We start from the raw sequence: 18286 nt of genomic DNA, 5'->3' as shown, positions 1-18286 counted from the left end.
CTAGTTTCAGTATCTTTCAATATTGAATAAATTGTTGGGAAACCTAGTTAGAATTTTAATATTTTCCTATATAGAAAAATTTATCTTTGTCAATAGTTTTGCAAGGGAAAATGCTTACTATTTAGGAATGTGATATTAGTATTCAGCTTAATTTAAATCGGTATACTAGGTTTCTCTTGGTATAAAAAGTAGCAACTTCAGGAAAGACAATGACTGCACGTATTCAAAAAGGCAAGTTAGCGATTGCTAAAGAACTTTACGATTTTATCGAAAATGAAGCTTTACCAGGTTCTGGTCTAGATAGTGAAACTTACTGGAAGAACTTTGAGCAAGTTGTTGTCGATCTTAGCCCAAAAAATAAAGCGTTATTGGCTAAGCGTGATGAATTACAAGCAAAAATTGATGAATGGCACCGTAATAACAAATTTGAATTAGGTGCTTATAAAGCGTTTTTAACTGAAATTGGTTATTTATTACCAGAAGTTGAAGATTTCCAGATCACAACTGAAAACGTAGACGAAGAAATTGCATTATTAGCAGGTCCGCAGTTAGTAGTGCCTGTACGTAATGCACGTTATTGCTTAAATGCAGCAAACGCACGTTGGGGTTCTTTGTATGATGCACTCTACGGCTTCGATGTAATTTCAGAAGAAGGTGGTGCTGAAAAAGGGAAAGGATATAACCCTGTACGCGGTGCTAAGGTAATTGAGTTCGCTAAGAATTTCTTAAATGAAGTTTTCCCACTTGCACAAGGTTCACATGCTGATGCAACTAAATATGCAATTGAGCAAAACAAACTTGTTGTGACTTTAAAAGATGGTACTAAAACAGGTTTAGCTCATGAAGCCCAGTTCGTTGGTTTCAATGGTGAAGAAGCAAATCCTTCAGAAGTAGTACTTTTAAGTAATGGTTTGCATGTCATTATTGAAATTGATGCGAATAGCCCAATTGGTCAAACTGATTTAGCAGGTGTTAAAGATTTAACACTTGAAGCGGCGGTTACAACAATTCAAGATCTTGAAGACTCAGTTGCAGCTGTAGATGCGGAAGAAAAAGTTGAAGGTTACCGTAACTGGTTAGGTTTAATGAAGGGTACACTTCAAGAATCTATCGAAAAGAATGGTAAAACAATTGTTCGTGCGTTAAGTAAAGACCGCGAGATTAAAAACTTAATCGGTGGAACAACAAAACTTCATGGTCGTTCACTTATGTTACTTCGTAACGTAGGTCACTTAATGACGAATCCAGCGATTTTAGTAGATGGTGAAGAAATTTACGAAGGTATTATGGATGCATTGGTAACTCCATTGTTATCAGTTGCTGATATCCGTAGTACGAACGAAAATAAAAACTCTCGTAAAGGGTCTATGTATATTGTTAAACCAAAAATGCATGGTCCTGAAGAAGTTGCATTTGCTGTAGAGTTATTTGAACGTGCTGAGCAAGCACTAGGTTTACCAGCGAAGTCTCTAAAAATCGGTATTATGGATGAAGAACGCCGTACATCTGTAAACTTGAAAAACTGTATCGCTGCTGCTAAAGATCGCACTATCTTTATCAACACTGGTTTCATGGACCGTACAGGTGATGAAATCCATACTTCTATGGAAGCTGCACCAGTTGTTCGTAAAGAAGCTGTTAAAACACAAAAATGGATTGCTGCTTACGAAAACCGTAACGTTGCAATTGGCTTGAAATGTGGTTTACAAGGTAAAGCTCAAATTGGTAAAGGTATGTGGCCAAAACCAGACAGCATGAAAGATATGTTGGCAACTAAAGCTGCACATCCAAATGCTGGTGCTTCATGTGCTTGGGTACCATCACCAACTGGTGCTGTACTTCATGCGATGCATTACCATCAAGTAAATGTAAAAGCACGTCAAGATCAGCTAAAAGCTGAAGAAATGTTGTCATTAGACGACTTGTTAACACCTCCATTTGCAGCTGATACAAACTGGTCAGCAGAAGAGATCAACAATGAGCTTGAAAATAACTGCCAAGGGATTTTAGGTTATGTTGTTCGTTGGGTTGACTTAGGTGTAGGTTGTTCAAAAGTTCCTGATATTAACAACGTAGGTTTAATGGAAGACCGTGCAACATTACGTATTTCTTCTCAACACGTTGCGAACTGGTTACGTCACGGTATTGTGACTCGTGAACAAGTTGAAGAAGTGCTTAAACGCATGGCAAAAATTGTTGATGAGCAAAATGTGAATGACCCATTGTATAAACCAATGGCAGCTAACTTTGAAACGAATATTGCTTTCCAAGCAGCTTCAGACCTTATCTTTAAAGGTTGTGAACAGCCTTCAGGTTATACTGAACCGTTACTACACGCTGCTCGCTTAAAATTAAAAGGTTATACAGGTGACTAATTTAAACCTGTTATAAAAAAAGCCTCTTCGGAGGCTTTTTTTATTTTCGGTATATTTTGTGCTTACAGATAAGGTGTGAATTTATAAATAAAGGATTTCAAGTTTGATTAACTTAAAAAATCTCGATCGTGAGAATTGGCTTCTATGCGCAAAATTATCATTAGATGATTCTCAAAAGGACTATGTTGCACCAAATGTATATTCTATTGCTGAGTCTAAAGTGGAGGATACTTCAAAAAAACGCTAACTGAAAATTCAAGTTAGCGTTGGAGATAATGGAGCTATATAAATTAAAAGAAATACTAGTTGCTACTTACAATTCCAATTTTAGTAACACCTAAACGCTGTGCTGTAGCCATAACCATCGCTACATTTTTATATTCAGCCATCTGGTCTGGTTTGAGTTTGATCTGGTCTTGATCTTTTTTTGCAACAACACCTTGAAATAAAGTCTCTAGTGCCTTTCGGTCCGAAACCGCTTGGTTATTCCAAAATACTTTGCCTGTTGCATCAATTCTTACATCAATCACTTCAGGTGGCTTTTCATTTGTTGGTGGCGGTGTGCCATTTGGCAAATTAATATTAATCGCGTTGTTTGGTGCAGGTATGGTAATAATAAACATAATAATGAGTACCAACATGACATCAATAAGCGGTGTCATGTTGACTTCCAACATCACATCGTCATCATTATTTGAACCGACATTCATACCCATAAAATTCTCCTTAAAATCATTACGGGGTGGCTGGAGGTGTAGTAACAAAGGCAATTTTGCCAATACCAGCTTGTTTGGTCGTACTAATGACCTGATCTATCGCTTCAAAATGGGTAAGCTGATCTCCTCGAATATGTACTTCTGGCTGTGGTCTTTTTTGTGCTACAGCCTGCAATTTTGCTAACAGTATTTCTTTATTTGGTACATAACTTTCGTTCCAGAAAATATCGCCTTTCTTATTAACTGAGAGTTGAATATTTTCAGGTGTGGTTGCATACGGCGTATTCTTTTCTTCTGGTAGTTTCACCGGAACTGTATGAGTAACTACCGGAATAGTAATAAGAAAAATAATAAGTAGAACTAACATGACGTCCACCAAAGGTGTCGTATTAATTGTTCCAATCATTTCGTCATCATCTTCAGAACCAACACTCATACCCATAATGTTTGCTCCTTATTATTTAATGCTGCGGTTAACTGAATTATTGGTATTAATTTCACCGCTTAATAAAACTGCATGTAAATCTGAACCAAATGAACGGACGTTTTCCATTACTGCTTTATTGCGTCGAGTCAACCAGTTGTAACCAAGTACAGCCGGTACTGCAACTGCAAGACCAATAGCAGTCATAATAAGTGCTTCACCAACAGGTCCTGCTACTTTATCAATAGATGCTTGACCTGAAATCCCGATAGCAGTTAACGCGTGATAGATTCCCCATACTGTTCCGAATAGACCCACGAAAGGTGCAGTAGATCCAACCGTTGCTAGAAAGGCTAGACCTCCACCTAAATGGTTTTGTACTTTTTCAATCGCACGTTGTATTGAAATGCTGACCCAAGTATTAAAGTCAATGCGTTCAAGTAATGAACCGCCGTGTGATTTAGTTGAGTTAATACCTTTTTCCGCAATAAAACGATATGCGCTACTTTGTTCCAAACCGTCAGTGGCATTATCAAGAGAAGTGGCTTCCCAAAAACTTTTTTCTGCTTCTTTACCTTGGCGTTTTACTTTTGCTTGTTGTAAGAATTTAGAGACAATGATGTACCACGTACCAATAGACATAAGTACGAGTATGAATAGGGTAGATTTAGCAACTAAATCACCTTCACGCCAAAGAGCTTCTAGACCATAAGGGTTTTTAACAGTTTCACTCGTTGCAGGCTTTGGAGGCGGAGTAGGAGTACTTGCGTTTGAAGCCGCTTCAGTAGTTGCTGTTGCAACAGGAGTATTACTGGTTTCTTCTGCAAAAACTGTACTTAATGGGAGCAGTGAGCATGCTGCGATTAAACTTGCAGAAGCGAAACGTACTAGTGGTTGAGTTGATTTTTTCATCATGTTATCTCCAATATTTTTAATTTCTTACTCATTCAATTGTTTATTCAATTACGAATGGATATTCAATTTCATACCAGTCCTGCTGAGGCACGCCATCTTTCATTGCTGGTTTGAATGTACATAAGCTGTAAGCTTTAGTTGCCGCTTTGTCTAAGGTTTTACTGCCACTCGATTTTTTCACTTTGGCATCAATAACTTTGCCGGATGTATCAACTAAAACACGTATACGTACCGTACCTTGTTCTTCATTCATCAGTGCTTCGCGAGGATATTCTGGTTTTTCACAACCTGCGGAACCTTCTGAAACGCCACGAGTCACGCCAGTTGGTTTAGGTGCTGGTGCAGCAGCCGCCACTGGAGCGGGTGCAGCAACAGGGCTCGGAGAAGGAGTACTAGGTGCAGCAGGAGCCGGAGTAGCGACTTTAGTCGGTTGAGCTACCGGAGTAGTTTTTTGTACCGGTGTCGTTACTTTTTCTACCTGTTTAGGCGGCTCAGGAACCTTGGCAACCTTTTCGACCATTTTTGGCGGCTCCGGTGGTTTTTCCTTAGGTTTTGGCTCCTCTGGTTTTGGTGGAGGAGGCGGTTTAATATCCTGAATAATTTGTAATTCCACAGGTTTTTCTGCTGGTTTTTGAATATTGTTTGCTAAACCTGACATCAGAATATAGGCAACAAGAAGATGCAGAAAAAGTACTGCGCCAATACCAATAAGGCGTTTGGCAGATTTATTTTCTATGTCTGTAAAAGTCATGCCCATAGTTACTCCTGAAACTGTAGACAAACAATTTTTTAAAATGACTGTTTGGCTAAGAATGAGTATTTGTTCTGCAAACTAACTTTTGACAGTTATATTTGCAGAACAACCATTTAGAACTTATATGTACCTCGTACAAAGTAAGTACGTCCTAAAGGATCTGCGTAACGTGGGTCATAACCCATTTGGAAGTTATCAATTACGTTAGAAGCAGGTGGATCTTCATCAAATATATTTTTAATACCTGCTGTTAACTCTAGATTTTTAAATCCTTTGTAAGTTCCTGAAATATTGTAGGTTGTATAGTCACTTACTCTATGGTTTTGATCATTTGCATTTTGATCTTGATAACCACGAGAGAAGTTTTGTTGTAGGTTTAAAGCCCAGTTTTCGTAATTCCAGTTCAGGTTTGCGGTATGTTTCCAGCGCAAAATAATCGATTGATAATCTAAGCCGCTATATGACCCTGCAACACCTTTCCAGTCACCATCTGGTTCTGCTTGATATTTGTAGTCAGTGATATATGTACCATCAATATTGAAACCAAATCGGCCTGTGGCAGTCATTGGTGAAACCCAACTTAAGCCCACATCAAAACCAGATGTTTTAATGCCACCTAAATTTTGTTGTGTGGTAATAATATAATTTAGTGAGCCGTCAGCATTACGTACAAATTTGTCTGCATATTTCACAGGATCTGCAAATATAGCTGCTTCAGATAGAGTAGCAATTTGCTTATCCACTTCTATATTAAAGTAATCAAGAGTGAAGGCTAAATTTTTCACAGGTTCAAATACTAAGCCCGCTGTAAAAGATTTAGACTCTTCTGGATTTAAACTCTTATTCCCACCATTTTGGCGTTTGAACTGCATATTACAGTCGCGCTCTTGTTTACCACCAGGTTGTACAACTCCTCCAGGACAAAGTGCTGGGTCATCATATGTCGCACCTGTATTCGTTACTGAATTTGGTCCATTAACCTCCCAAAGTGTAGGAGCTCTGAAACCTGTACTATAAGTGGTACGGAACATTAACTGTTTAATCGGCTCCCAACGAAGTGCAAATTTTGGATTAAACGTATCGCCAAAATCGTTATAGTCATCATAACGAGCAGCAATTTGAGCTTCTAAAGTTTTGTGCAGTGGAATGTGGAATTCGGTAAATACCGATTTGATATTACGATCGCCCTTGTTTTCTGGTTCGTCTGGATCAGTACCTGTACTAGGAGCTAGTCGAGCAACATCTGCAACTACCTTTGAAGTCCAATCTTCATAACGATAGCTTGCTCCAACGGCGAATCCGACATCACCTGCTGGTAGTTTGAAAATAGATCGACTTGCAGTGAAATCGACAGTTGTAGTATCTAAGTTGGCTTTTAAATATTTGCCTTTAACACCTAGTTGATCCCATACACCAGCATCTTCAGAATTTTGCGGTCCGAACGGATTTAAGGTGCCATTGTTTAAAGCCTCTTGAGTTTTGTCATAGTCTAAATATCCACTCAAGATAGCATCAGAGGCACTACTATGCGCATAAGTCACACCTGAATTGATATCCCAGCCATGAGTTTCACCTTCAATACCGGCAAATATTCGATGTGACTGGTTAATACTATTACTGATACGATTACCAGCTTGTGAACGTAAATAAAGATCAATAGGGCCCGTTGCACCAGCAAGAGCAGGAGTTATGCCATTTCCTGGATAATATTTACTACTAGGATCTAGTGTTAAATCAAAGAATACATCTGGTGCTACTGAAGTGGTAACCTCATTTCTTGCATATAAATATTCAGCAATTGCATTAAAATTATCGCTGAGTTTAAAAGTAGCACGGCCCATTACAGAAATATCTTCTGTTTTTGGAACAATTCCAATAACAGCCTGGCTGTTATATCTACAAGTTTTGCCATCAGGACTGCTGACTAGAGGGTCATTGCTACAACCTATAGATGCATAAGGATTGCCTAAACCTGGAACATTGGCTGGGAATGAACCACTACTGGTTTTATTTACACCTAATTCAGGTAATATGCCTCCACGTCGACTGACTTTACGGTCTTGGGCCATGACATCATCGCCTTTTCGGTAATCGACAACTCCAAAAACGTTATAGCCATTTTCCTCTAAGTCACCAAAACCGCCGAAAATGCTGTAGTCTTGTTGATCTCCACCTTTTTCTTCTGGTTTTTGATACCCAGCAGTTAAGTTAAGACCCGTAAACTGCTTTTTAGTAATGAAGTTGATAACCCCACCGATTGCATCTGTTCCATAAATGGAAGAAGCACCATCACGTAAAACTTCAATACGGTCTAACATAGCGAGTGGAATAATATTTAAATTGGTTACTCCGCTATCGTATGCATTGGCAGCTAATCTACGACCATTCAGTAAAATAAGAGTTTTGTTTGCCCCTAAAGCTCTTAGGTTTGCTGCTGACCCCACAGTTTTACTAGCGCCCACGTTGCTAGCAGTTACGAAGTTTGATTGGTTTGCACTAATCTTAGCTAATGCTTCTTCAGTTGAAGTTACCCCTTGTTTTAAAATTTCATCAACTTTTACAACGGTAATTGGTGAAGCACTTTGTGCAGCAACCCCTTTGATTGAAGAGCCTGTAACGGCAACTTTTACAACTTTTGCTGGTTTGTCATCATTACTTGTTTGTTCAGTTTCTGCTGCTTGTGCCATGGTAAGACACATCATGCTTAAACTAAGGGTACTTAATTTAAGTATTGTCTTGCCGATCTTGGGGGTTACCTGAGATCGAACATTGTATTTTTTTTTCATCGTGGACTTGATCCCTTTTTGTTGTAGTTAGCGATATTGCTGTAATGCTTTTAAGCAAAGCAAGTGCCAACTATATATTTTTCTTTTTTTAGTTTATGCAAAATACTGATAAATATTGATTTTATTATGTTTAAAGACAGAGTCTTTATTTGTTTTGATGAAAAATAAATTTTCCGTTTGGCAAATTTTTTTATATTGGCTAAAAGTTTCAAATTTATTTGTATAAAAAATATACATTAATGGACACTTCACATACTTAATAAATAAAAATGTATCGTTTTAGAACTTTACTATATGTAATGTTATACTATTTTCTGTAAGATTTTTTCACATAATTTTATTTAAATATCAAATAATTAAATTTATATTTTTTATTTGGTACAAATGAATTAATATGATGCATTATGAATCATCAATGTATTTTTTTTGTGCATTTAAGATGTTAAATGATTAACATATACAAATATAATATTTGGCAAAAAGTAACTTTTATTTATATAGTTCAAACGGATTTAAGTACCTAATAAAAATATGAATTTCGAATAATCTTAAATATTTTATTATGAATACCAATAGATGGCATGAAATTCGCTTTATATTCAGTAGTTACAAAACTCTGGGTACTTGAATTTATTTTTCCATTTGATCAAATAAAAAGATGATAAAGGAAAGTGAATTCCAAATCCCAAATAGGCCTATCTGCTGAAAAAAGAACTTTTCTTATGCGGATTTAGATGTTACTCAAAAGGTTAATATCTTTTAAAAAAATTAGTTATGTGGATATGAACTTGAAATTAAAATTTTTTAAGCTCGCCATTTTAAGTTTGGCTATTACTTCAATTCCATGTGCTTATGCAATTACGCCAGCACAACCAAACAAGATTTTGCATGTTGCCTATGAAGCACCAGATGACGGTTTTGACATGGTTAAAACCACCAATTTCTATAGTGCTAGTATTGCAGAAGCTATTTTTGAACCACTACTCAAATATGATTATTTAGCTCGTCCATTACAATTAGTTCCTTATACGGCTGAAAGCATGCCTAAGGTTGAGCAAGACGGTAAAGTTTATATATTTAAAATTAAGCCAGGGATTTATTTTACAGATGATCCTGCCTTTAAAGGCAAACGCCGTGAGTTAGTGGCCGAAGATTATATTTATTCAATTAAGCGTATTTTAGACCCTAAAAATCGAGCACCTTCTGTTTCTTTTCTGGATGGAAAATTGCTGGGTGCCGATGCAGTGGTAGCTCAAGCAAAGAAAACTGGAAAGTTTGATTATGCCGCGCCAATTGCAGGGCTTAAAGCGATTGATCGATATACTCTACAATTTACGTTAACTCGCCAAGACTATAATTTTCCTTATATTCTTGCTTATATTGCTTTTGGGGCCGTTGCTAAAGAGGTTGTTGACTATTACGGTGATCGTATTGGTATGCATCCAGTGGGTACCGGACCGTATATGTTAAGTAAATATGTTCCAAGAAGTAAGGTCGAGTTGGTTGCCAATCCTGATTATCGTGGTTTTGTCTGGAATTTTAAGTCAACAGGAACACCGTGGGATAACCAGCTTGTTAAAGAAATGTCTGGAAAGAAAATGCCACAAATTGGCAAAGTTGTAGTGAGCATTATAGAAGAACAACAGTCACGGTGGTTAGCTTTTCAGTCTGGTCAATTAGATTTTGACAAACTTACAGCAGATGCTGTTCCTCAAGCTTTAGATGGCAATCAACTTAAGGCTTCTTTTCAAAAAAAAGGAATTAAACACTTTCCATATAAAGAACCTGAAATGACCTATACCATGATGAATATGCGTGATCCTGTCATTGGTGGTTTTAGCCCTGAAAAAATTGCGCTTCGAAGAGCAATTACTTTGGCCTATGACCAAAAAGAAAGCATAAAACAGGCATATAAAGGTCAGGCAGTTAGAGCAGAAATGTTTATACCTGAAGGTGTAAATGGATATAACCCGAAGTATAAAAGTAGCGTAGGATATAATCCGCGGCTAGCAAATAAACTACTTGATTATTATGGTTATAAAAAAGGGGCTGATGGCTATCGGACCTTACCAAATGGCAAACCTTTAGTTTTAAAAATTAATAATGAAAATAGCTCAGCTGCAGTTATTCTTTCCGAACTCTGGAAAAAAAATTTAGATGCGATTGGCATTCGTGCTGACTTTAAAGTAAGTAATTTTGCAGATAACTTAAAAGCCGCCACACAATGTAAATATATGATCTGGAGTGGGGCATGGATTGCTGACTATCCCGAAGGAGATAATTTTGCACAATTACTATATGGACCAAATGCTGGGCAAGGGAACCATGCCTGTTATCAGTCTAAAACATATGATGCTCTTTATACTCAGGCCATTCATTTACCACCGCAACAACGCCTACCATATTATGAAAAGCTTAATCGCCAGATTGAAGCAGACAATCCTTGGATCATTCATGTAACTCGAATTCGTAATTGGTTGATTCGTCCGCAAGTTCAGGGTTTTAAACCTCACCCGATGATGAATACAAACTGGCAATATCTTGATATTACCCCTATTAAAAAATAATTTTAGATAAAGATCATCATGACTGAAAATTTAAGACTAAAGCTCAAGCACTGTAGTGTAGGCCTATTATTTGCCGGAATGGCATTAACGGGGACCACGACTATTTTTGCCAAAAGTCCAGCCGATCCGAATAAAATTTTACATTATACGTTCCCGACAGCTGAAACAGGTTTCGACCCAGCGTATATCCATGATTTATATTCGGCGCATGTAACTACTTCGATATTTGAAACTTTATATACCTATGACTATTTAGCAAGGCCAGCAAAGCTTATTCCCCAAATCGCAACTGCTATGCCTGAAGTGAGTGCAGATGGTCTGACTTATACTATTCACATTAAAAAAGGTATTTATTTTACGCCAGACCCTGTTTTTAAAGGCAAACCTAGAGAGTTAACGGCTTACGATTATGCGTACTCTTTTAAGCGGTTATTGGACCCAACTTTACGTTCACCAAATAGCTGGTTGCTGGAAAACAAAATTGAAGGTATGGATGCCTTAGTACAATCAGCTAATAAAACAGGAAAATTTAATTATGATCAAAGTGTGAGTGGTTTGCAGACACCTGATAAGTACACCTTGGTTATTCGATTAATGAAACCTGATTATAACTTTCCTTTATTACTGGCACATGACCCTACAGGGGCTGTAGCACGTGAAGTTATCGAAAAATATAAAGATAAAGCTGGCTTTGTTATGGGGCATCCAGTAGGAACAGGACCTTATATGCTCAGTAAATGGGTGCCTGCTTCACGCATAGTTTTAAAAGCGAATCCTGATTATCGTGGCTTTACTTGGAATTTTGTCGCCAGTACCCCTGAAGATCAAGCTATTGTGAAGCATCTTAAGGGCAAACAAATGCCTCAAATTGGTACAATTGATATTCAGGTGATGGAGGAAAACCAGTCAAGATGGTTGGCATTTCAGCGTGGTGAAGTTGATATCATTCAGCTCGAAGGGCAATTAGTCTCGAAAGCCATTAAAGACGGTAAATTAAGACCTGAGCTTGTAAAAGAGGGTGTGCAATTATCACGTATCGTCGATCCAGAAATTAGTTATAACTATTGGAATCTTAAAAATCCTGTAGTTGGTGGAATGAGTAAAGAAAAAATCGCTTTACGCCGTGCAATTGCAATGTCCCGTTCAATAGATCAAGAAATTAAGTTAGTGCGTAACGGTGATGCAGAGCGTCTACATTTTCCAGTTCCACCAGGTGTAGTAGGGGCCGAACCTCAATATAGAAGCAGTACCCCATATTCGGTTAAAGCAGCAAATTTATTATTAGATAAATATAACTACAAAAAAGATGCATCAGGATGGCGTACACAACCAAATGGTAAGCCTCTGGTCATTGAATATATGGCGCGTAATGACAGTATTGGTCAGCAAAGCGCTGAGCTTTGGAAAAAGAACTTTGACAGTTTGAATATTCGTATGGTGTACAAGCCAATGCTCTTTTCAGACCTCATTCGGGCACAAAAACAGTGTGACGGAATGTTTGGCTCCTCTGCATGGATAGCCGATTATCCGGATGGGGATAATTTTATGCAGAATTTTTATGGTCCGAATACCCATATGACCAACTGGTCTTGCGGTTCAATACCGGAGTTTGATCAATTATACCGTCAGTCTCAACAGGTCAAGCCAGGTCCAGAACGAGATGTGATTTATCGAAAAATGACACGTTTATTAGAAGTTTATATGCCAGTGCAAGTCTTGTATGCACGTTATAGAAACATGTTGGCTCAACCACGAATCATTGGATATAAGAAGCATCCGATTTTACATGCTGAATGGATGTACTTCGATATTGAGACAAATACGAAATCTAATCATTAAATGAAAAAAATTGGAGACACGATGAAAAATAACACACTGAAAATGACTAGCTTATGTATGTTGACGATAGGTATAAGTCAGTTTGCATCGGCAGAGACCACACGCGCAACCTTACCATTACTTAAGGCAGAACAACTCCCAGCATGGTGCGATTCTAATTTAAAAAAAATCCAGCAAGAGATTTCAAACTTTGAAAAAACACCTGTTAAAACTGATGCTGCCGCAGCTCCAATATTAGCAAAGTGGGATAAAATTTTTGCTCATCTTGAAGATTTTTCAGGACCCATAGGTTTATATAGTAATGTAGATCCAGATGCGAAATTACGTAAAGCAGCAGAAGATTGTGAGATCAAAATTAATCAATTTCATACTGATATATTCCAAAACTCAAAGCTGTATAACGTAATTAAAAATACAAAAGCAACTGATCCGATAGATCAGAAATACCGTCAGGATATTCTGGATCAGTTTGAAGACACAGGGGTTCAGCTAGAACCAGCAAAACGCGCAAGAATGAAAGCGATTCTTGATGAATTGACTAAACTCGAGCAAGAATATAATCGCAATATTCGTGATAACCCAGAAAAACTTGAATTTACGCCTGAAGAGATGAAAGGTCTGCCAGAGAGTTATATTTCAGGGTTAAAGAAAAATGCCAAAGGTAACTATCTTTTAGGTTTTGAGTATCCGGAATATCGTCCATTTATGGAACTGGCAGATAATGATGATGCCAGAAAAAGATACCAGATTGCCTTTACACGACGCGGTACTGAACAAAACTTAAAATTACTCAAGCAGGCAATAGATTTGCGTTATGAATTGGCGCAATTATTTGGCAAAGCAAGTTATGCTGATTGGGCGTTAAAAGACCGTATGGCAAAAACGCCAGAAACTGTAAATCAATTTTTAGCAGAAGTACAAAAAACGGTAGCACCACTTGAGCGCAAAGAAGTAGAAGAGCTCCGTGCATTTAAAGCACAAACTTTAAAAACACCATTAGATAAAACTGAGATAACACGTTGGAGTGAAGCTTACTGGAGTGAAAAACTTCGTAAGAGCAAATATCAAATTGATCAGGAAAAGCTTCGTGATTATTTCCCGACTTTAGCAGCACAAAAATGGTTATTTGCTATTTCATCTGATCTTTATGGTATTGATTTTAAACCTGTCAAAGTGAAAGCATGGCAGAGCGAAGTTGAATATTACGATGTAGTCGATAAAAAGACAGGAAAACTTCTAGGCGGCCTATATATGGATAAATTCCCTCGCGAAGGGAAATATGGTCATGCTGCCGTTTGGGGAGTATATGGTGGCAGCACTTTAACCAACCGCTTACCGGTTTCAGCATTAGTCACAAACTTTAACCGTAAAGGTTTAAATAGTGATGAGCTCGAAACTTTTGTGCATGAATTTGGTCATGCCTTACATGGCATTTTATCTAATACCCGTTATGCAAGCCAGTCTGGAACATCTGTAGAGCGTGACTTTGTAGAAGCACCATCTCAAATGTATGAAGAGTGGGCACGCCGTAAAGAAACCTTATCTAAAGTGGCCGATTATTGTGACCCGGCATGCCCACGAGTTGATGATGAATTAATTGCCCGTTTAAAAGCAGTACATAACTATGGGCGCGGTTTACGTTACGCACGTCAAACGCTTTATGCACAGTACGATATGGCGCTTCATACGGCTGATGCCTTAAAAGTAAAACCTTTAGAAACTTGGCAAAAAATGGAAGCAGCTACAGCTTTGGGATATGTCCCAACAACAGAGTTTCCTGGTCAGTTTGGACACTTGATGGGTGGTTATCAAGCAGGTTACTACGGTTATATGTGGTCTGAGGTTTTAGCTTTAGACATGCTTTCTGCTTATGGTGACAACTTAAATAACCCACAAGTAGGACAACGTTATCGCCAGACCATTTTATCGCAAGGTAGCCAAAAACCGGCAGCTGAATTGGTTAAAGATTTCCTTGGTCGTGATCCTGACAATAAAGCATTCTTTAACGAAATTACCGGACAACGGGTTAAATAAGGAATTATCACTATGCTGGCATATGTTATTCGGCGGTTATGGCAGATGATTCCAACCATGTTGGGAGTAGTACTGTTTATCTTTATTCTTTTTAACTGGGTCGGTGGAGATCCGGCCTATATTCTGGCAGGTAAGATGTCTAATCCTGAGCAGATTGAAAACATTCGTAAGCAACTAGGTGTCGATCAGCCTTATTACGTTCAGCTCTGGATTTTTATTAAGCAGATTCTTACTTTTGACTATGGCGCAAGTTGGAGTACTGGCGAGCCAGTTTCACAAATTATTTTAACTCGCTTGGGGCCTTCGTTAACGCTCTTAATTCCACTCACTATTTTACAAACCGTTATTTCAATTGGCTTGGCTCTAGCTGTATCGGCAGTACGTGGTTCTTTAACAGATCGTATGGTCATGATGTTATGTACCATTGGTATGTCGATCAGTATCTTGGTTTATATTATTGTTTTTCAATATGTTTTGGCATATCAGTTAAGTTGGTTTCCAGTGCAGGGCTGGAGCGATAACTTTACCGATAATTTATTTAAGTTTGCCTTACTTCCAATTCTAATTATGTTGGTGGTGAGTATTGCACCTACTTTACGTTTATACCGTAGTTTTGTGCTTGATGAGATTAATCAAGATTATGTTAGAACGGCAAGGGCTAAAGGTGTAGGGGAAAGCCGAATTTTAGGTGTGCATGTTTTACGTAATGCCTCAATTCCTATTATTACTGACGTGATGGCGACTTTGCCTGCGTTGCTCATAGGTGCATTTTTAATTGAACGTTTTTTTGGTATTCCCGGTATTGGTCGAGAAGTAATTATCGCGGTTGAGCGAAGTGATTTTCCTGTGATTAAAGCAATTACAGTGTATATCGCAGCTGCAACCATGATTTTTAATTTGATTGCCGATTTGGTCTACAAAGTGGTTGATCCACGTGTACAGTTGAAGTAGGTGGGTTATGCTAAGTGTTCTAACAAAAAGAAAATTACAAACCCAGACAGCTCCAGCTTCAGCGGGTTTATGGCGCCTTGCAATGCGCCGTCTTCGGGCTGACAAAATTGCAATTGCATCGCTCATTGTTGTGCTGTTCTATCTGGTCGTATTGCTACTATCATTTACTGGCGTGATTGCATCAGACTGGAATAAAGAAGTTGCTGTCAGTTATGCACCTCCTACATTTATAGGTGCAGATAAAACAACTGAAGCTTTGCAAAAGACAGCTGCTGTAGATGAAGAGTTACCGGAAAATCCAGTCGATCCTTTAAAAGATGTCATTCACCAACTCAAGGCTGAAATTAAACAAGAAAAGACCTCTGGAAATGCAATTGATTATTATGGGGTAGTTGACCCACTAGCTGATGATATGAAAGCAATTGATCAGCAACTAGGTGGACACTTACTCGATCAGCAGAGTGAACTAAAAAGTACTCTTATATTTGGGGCCGACAAATGGGGGCAAGATGTTCTTAAAAAAACCATTAAAGGTGCTGAAACTTCAATTATTGTAGGGCTAGTTTCTGCATTACTCGCAGTGACCTTAGGCACATTATTAGGGGCAATTTCAGGCTACTTTGGTGGTTGGGTAGATGACATCCTTAACTGGTTTTATAATATTTTTACTTCCATTCCATATTTATTATTAGTTCTTGCGATAGCTGCCGTACTGCAACAAAAGGGCATTTTATCTATTGTTTTGATTTTAGGTTTAACGGGTTGGACTGGTGTTTACCGTTTAATTCGTGCGGAGTATATGAAACATACCTCACGTGAATATGTTCTGGCGGCCAAGGCAATTGGTGTTGGCCATTTTCGCCGTATGTTTATTCATATTTTTCCTAATGTCAGCCATATCGCATTGGTTCAAATGTCGATTTTGGTGGTTTCCTTTATTAAATCGGAAGTTATTTTAAGTTTCTTGGGATTTGGTGTACCAGTGGGTGTAGTGTCTTGGGGCAGTATGTTAAATGAAGCTCAAAGTGAACTTCTTTTAGGAAAATGGTGGCAGCTTGTTGCAGCCTCGGTAGCAATGGCTGTTTTAGTTACGGCATTTTCAATGTTTACTGATGCACTGCGTGATGCATTAGATCCAAAATTAAAATAAGAGGAAACGCTAATGTCAGAACAACAAAAAAATGTCCCATTACTTCACATTGAAAACTTACGTGTAAGTTTTAAAGGTGAAGACAAGCAGTATATCGAAACTGTTAAAGGAATCTCCTTTGATATTCTAGCAAATACGACTGTTGCTTTAGTTGGTGAGTCAGGTAGTGGTAAATCGGTTACTTCTTTGGCAACCATGGGTTTACTACCTGTAGGCCAAAGTAAAATTGATGAAAAAAGTAAGATTGTTTTTGAAGGTCAAGATTTACTCAGCTTATCCCGTAAAGATATGCGAAAAATCTGTGGTAAAGATATTGCCATGATTTTTCAAGAACCGATGTCATCATTAAATCCCGTTTTTACGGTAGGTAATCAAATCGCAGAAGTGTTGTGTTTACACATGGGTATGAGTCGTAAACAGGCCCGTCAACGTGTTTTAGAGTTACTTAAAGAGGTCGGGATACCTTCACCGGAAACTAAGATTGATGCTTATCCTAACCAACTGTCTGGTGGTCAACAGCAACGTGTCATGATTGCAATGGCGATTGCTTGTGAACCTAAGCTACTGATAGCCGATGAACCGACTACGGCACTTGATGTCACCATTCAAAAACAAATTATTGATTTACTCGAATCGTTGCGCCAGCGCCGTCAAATGTCGATGCTTTTTATTACGCATGATTTGGCTTTAGTGGGTGAAATTGCAGATCAAGTCATTGTGATGCGTCATGGTGAAATTAGAGAGCAGGGATTTGCAGAACAAGTTCTAGAGCAACCTAAAGATGTATATACCCGAGCATTGCTCTATTGTCGTCCTCAAATATCACAGCGACCTTATCGTTTGCCTGTGACCAGCGATTTTATGCGTCAAGAAGACAATATATTGGTAGAGCAAAGTTTTGATGTTTCAGAAATTCCACAGCGTAAACGTGGTTTAAATGGCGATGAGCAAATTATTTTAGAAGTAAAAGATTTGAAAAAAAGCTTTTATAGCCGTAAGGGGTTATTTGGCAAAGAAGAATTTCAGGCGGTAAAAGGCGTTTCTTTTAAACTTGCTAAAGGTAAAACGCTTGGTTTAGTGGGAGAGTCTGGCTCAGGCAAAACCACTGTCGGGTTATTGCTTATGCGCTTACATCAAGCATCTGGGGGGCAGGCTTTAATTGAAGGTAAAGATATTCTGTCTTTAACTGAAAAAGAGTTTGCCAAATATCAAAGGAAGATCCAAATCATTTTCCAAAATCCATATGCTTCGCTAAATCCACGCTTTACCATTGGGCAGATTTTATTAGAACCTATGCAAATTCATGGCATTGGTAAAGATGATGCGGAACGTAAGCAAATTGCACTTGGTTTACTTGAGCGAGTGAATTTACCTGAACAAGCTTATTATCGATATCCGCATGAGTTCTCGGGTGGTCAACGCCAACGTATTGCGATTGCACGTTGTTTAACGCTAAAGCCTGAAATTCTAATTTGTGATGAATCTGTTTCGGCACTAGATGTGTCGGTTCAGGCACAAGTACTTAACTTATTACAAGACTTACAAGATGAGTTTGGCCTTAGTTATATTTTTATTTCACATGACTTATCGGTTGTGAAATATATTTCTGATCAGGTCATGGTCATGAATCATGGTGAAGTTGTTGAAATCGCTAACTCAGATGAGCTCTATGCGCATCCTCAACATGACTACACTAAACGACTATTACAGGCCATTCCGCAAGGAATTCAGCACATTTCCTAAGCGTAAAGTTATGTCGTTAAAGGCACTTTCGA

12 protein-coding genes and 1 pseudogene are annotated in these 18286 nt (G+C 38.2%); 8 read left to right on the top strand and 5 right to left on the bottom strand.

What is annotated here, in order from left to right:
- Positions 1–209 precede the first annotated feature (209 nt).
- Both F984_RS10185 and F984_RS0103830 read left to right on the top strand, forming a co-directional pair.
- Entirely contained in the window at positions 210–2375 is a 2166-nt protein-coding gene (locus F984_RS10185; protein WP_004709092.1) for a malate synthase G, read from the top strand.
- A gap of 103 nt (positions 2376–2478) precedes the next feature.
- Positions 2479–2604, top strand: a pseudogene (locus tag F984_RS0103830) (GNAT family N-acetyltransferase); the annotation flags it as partial.
- Positions 2605–2677: 73 nt separating this feature from the next.
- On the opposite strand, the gene F984_RS10180 reads toward F984_RS0103830, so the two are convergent.
- The 5 genes from F984_RS10180 to F984_RS10160 form a co-directional block, all read right to left on the bottom strand.
- The gene (locus tag F984_RS10180; RefSeq protein ID WP_004709090.1) at positions 2678–3091 is read right to left on the bottom strand and encodes an ExbD/TolR family protein; all 414 of its coding nucleotides are present in this window, start codon (positions 3089–3091) and stop codon (positions 2678–2680) included.
- A 19-nt stretch (positions 3092–3110) separates the two neighbouring features.
- Positions 3111–3533, bottom strand: a complete 423-nt coding sequence (locus F984_RS10175; RefSeq protein WP_002050154.1) for an ExbD/TolR family protein — start codon at positions 3531–3533, stop codon at positions 3111–3113.
- Between the two features lie 15 nt (positions 3534–3548).
- A complete protein-coding gene (locus F984_RS10170; RefSeq protein ID WP_004709087.1) occupies positions 3549–4430 on the bottom strand; it encodes a MotA/TolQ/ExbB proton channel family protein in 882 nt (293 codons plus the stop codon).
- Positions 4431–4470: 40 nt separating this feature from the next.
- Positions 4471–5187, bottom strand: a complete 717-nt coding sequence (locus F984_RS10165; protein ID WP_004709085.1) for an energy transducer TonB — start codon at positions 5185–5187, stop codon at positions 4471–4473.
- Between the two features lie 110 nt (positions 5188–5297).
- Complete coding sequence (locus tag F984_RS10160; RefSeq protein WP_004709084.1) at positions 5298–7970, bottom strand: TonB-dependent receptor; 2673 nt, start codon at positions 7968–7970, stop codon at positions 5298–5300.
- Between the two features lie 776 nt (positions 7971–8746).
- On the opposite strand from F984_RS10160, the gene F984_RS10155 reads away from it, so the two are divergent.
- From F984_RS10155 to F984_RS10130, 6 genes are read left to right on the top strand one after another with little or no spacing between them, the layout of a single operon-like run.
- Complete coding sequence (locus F984_RS10155; protein WP_080631626.1) at positions 8747–10537, top strand: ABC transporter substrate-binding protein; 1791 nt, start codon at positions 8747–8749, stop codon at positions 10535–10537.
- 15 nt (positions 10538–10552) lie between these two features.
- Positions 10553–12376, top strand: coding sequence for an ABC transporter substrate-binding protein (locus F984_RS10150; RefSeq protein WP_080631547.1), 1824 nt, complete (start codon positions 10553–10555; stop codon positions 12374–12376).
- Positions 12377–14410 carry a M3 family metallopeptidase gene (locus F984_RS10145; RefSeq protein WP_022574646.1) on the top strand — a complete coding sequence of 678 codons (2034 nt, stop codon included), beginning with the start codon at positions 12377–12379 and terminating at the stop codon, positions 14408–14410. It begins immediately after the preceding gene.
- A gap of 12 nt (positions 14411–14422) precedes the next feature.
- Positions 14423–15361, top strand: a complete 939-nt coding sequence (locus tag F984_RS10140) for an ABC transporter permease (RefSeq protein WP_004709076.1) — start codon at positions 14423–14425, stop codon at positions 15359–15361.
- A 7-nt stretch (positions 15362–15368) separates the two neighbouring features.
- Entirely contained in the window at positions 15369–16511 is a 1143-nt protein-coding gene (locus tag F984_RS10135; RefSeq protein ID WP_004709074.1) for an ABC transporter permease, read from the top strand.
- A 12-nt stretch (positions 16512–16523) separates the two neighbouring features.
- Positions 16524–18254, top strand: coding sequence for an ABC transporter ATP-binding protein (locus F984_RS10130; protein ID WP_004709072.1), 1731 nt, complete (start codon positions 16524–16526; stop codon positions 18252–18254).
- Positions 18255–18286: the final 32 nt, after the last annotated feature.

The organism is Acinetobacter nosocomialis NIPH 2119, from assembly GCF_000368085.1.
Taxonomy (GTDB): domain Bacteria; phylum Pseudomonadota; class Gammaproteobacteria; order Pseudomonadales; family Moraxellaceae; genus Acinetobacter; species Acinetobacter nosocomialis.
Note: the sequence above shows the minus strand (reverse complement) of the source record. Positions and strands in the feature narration are given on the sequence as shown.

Excerpts from the sequence above, each read along its gene's own strand:
- F984_RS10185 (WP_004709092.1), top strand. The coding sequence starts at position 210 with ATGACTGCACGTATTCAAAAAGGCAAGTTAGCGATTGCTAAAGAACTT.
- F984_RS10180 (WP_004709090.1), bottom strand. The coding sequence starts at position 3,091 with ATGGGTATGAATGTCGGTTCAAATAATGATGACGATGTGATGTTGGAA.
- F984_RS10175 (WP_002050154.1), bottom strand. The coding sequence starts at position 3,533 with ATGGGTATGAGTGTTGGTTCTGAAGATGATGACGAAATGATTGGAACA.
- F984_RS10170 (WP_004709087.1), bottom strand. The coding sequence starts at position 4,430 with ATGATGAAAAAATCAACTCAACCACTAGTACGTTTCGCTTCTGCAAGT.
- F984_RS10165 (WP_004709085.1), bottom strand. The coding sequence starts at position 5,187 with ATGGGCATGACTTTTACAGACATAGAAAATAAATCTGCCAAACGCCTT.
- F984_RS10160 (WP_004709084.1), bottom strand. The coding sequence starts at position 7,970 with ATGAAAAAAAAATACAATGTTCGATCTCAGGTAACCCCCAAGATCGGC.
- F984_RS10145 (WP_022574646.1), top strand. The coding sequence starts at position 12,377 with ATGAAAAAAATTGGAGACACGATGAAAAATAACACACTGAAAATGACT.
- F984_RS10140 (WP_004709076.1), top strand. The coding sequence starts at position 14,423 with ATGCTGGCATATGTTATTCGGCGGTTATGGCAGATGATTCCAACCATG.
- F984_RS10135 (WP_004709074.1), top strand. The coding sequence starts at position 15,369 with ATGCTAAGTGTTCTAACAAAAAGAAAATTACAAACCCAGACAGCTCCA.
- F984_RS10130 (WP_004709072.1), top strand. The coding sequence starts at position 16,524 with ATGTCAGAACAACAAAAAAATGTCCCATTACTTCACATTGAAAACTTA.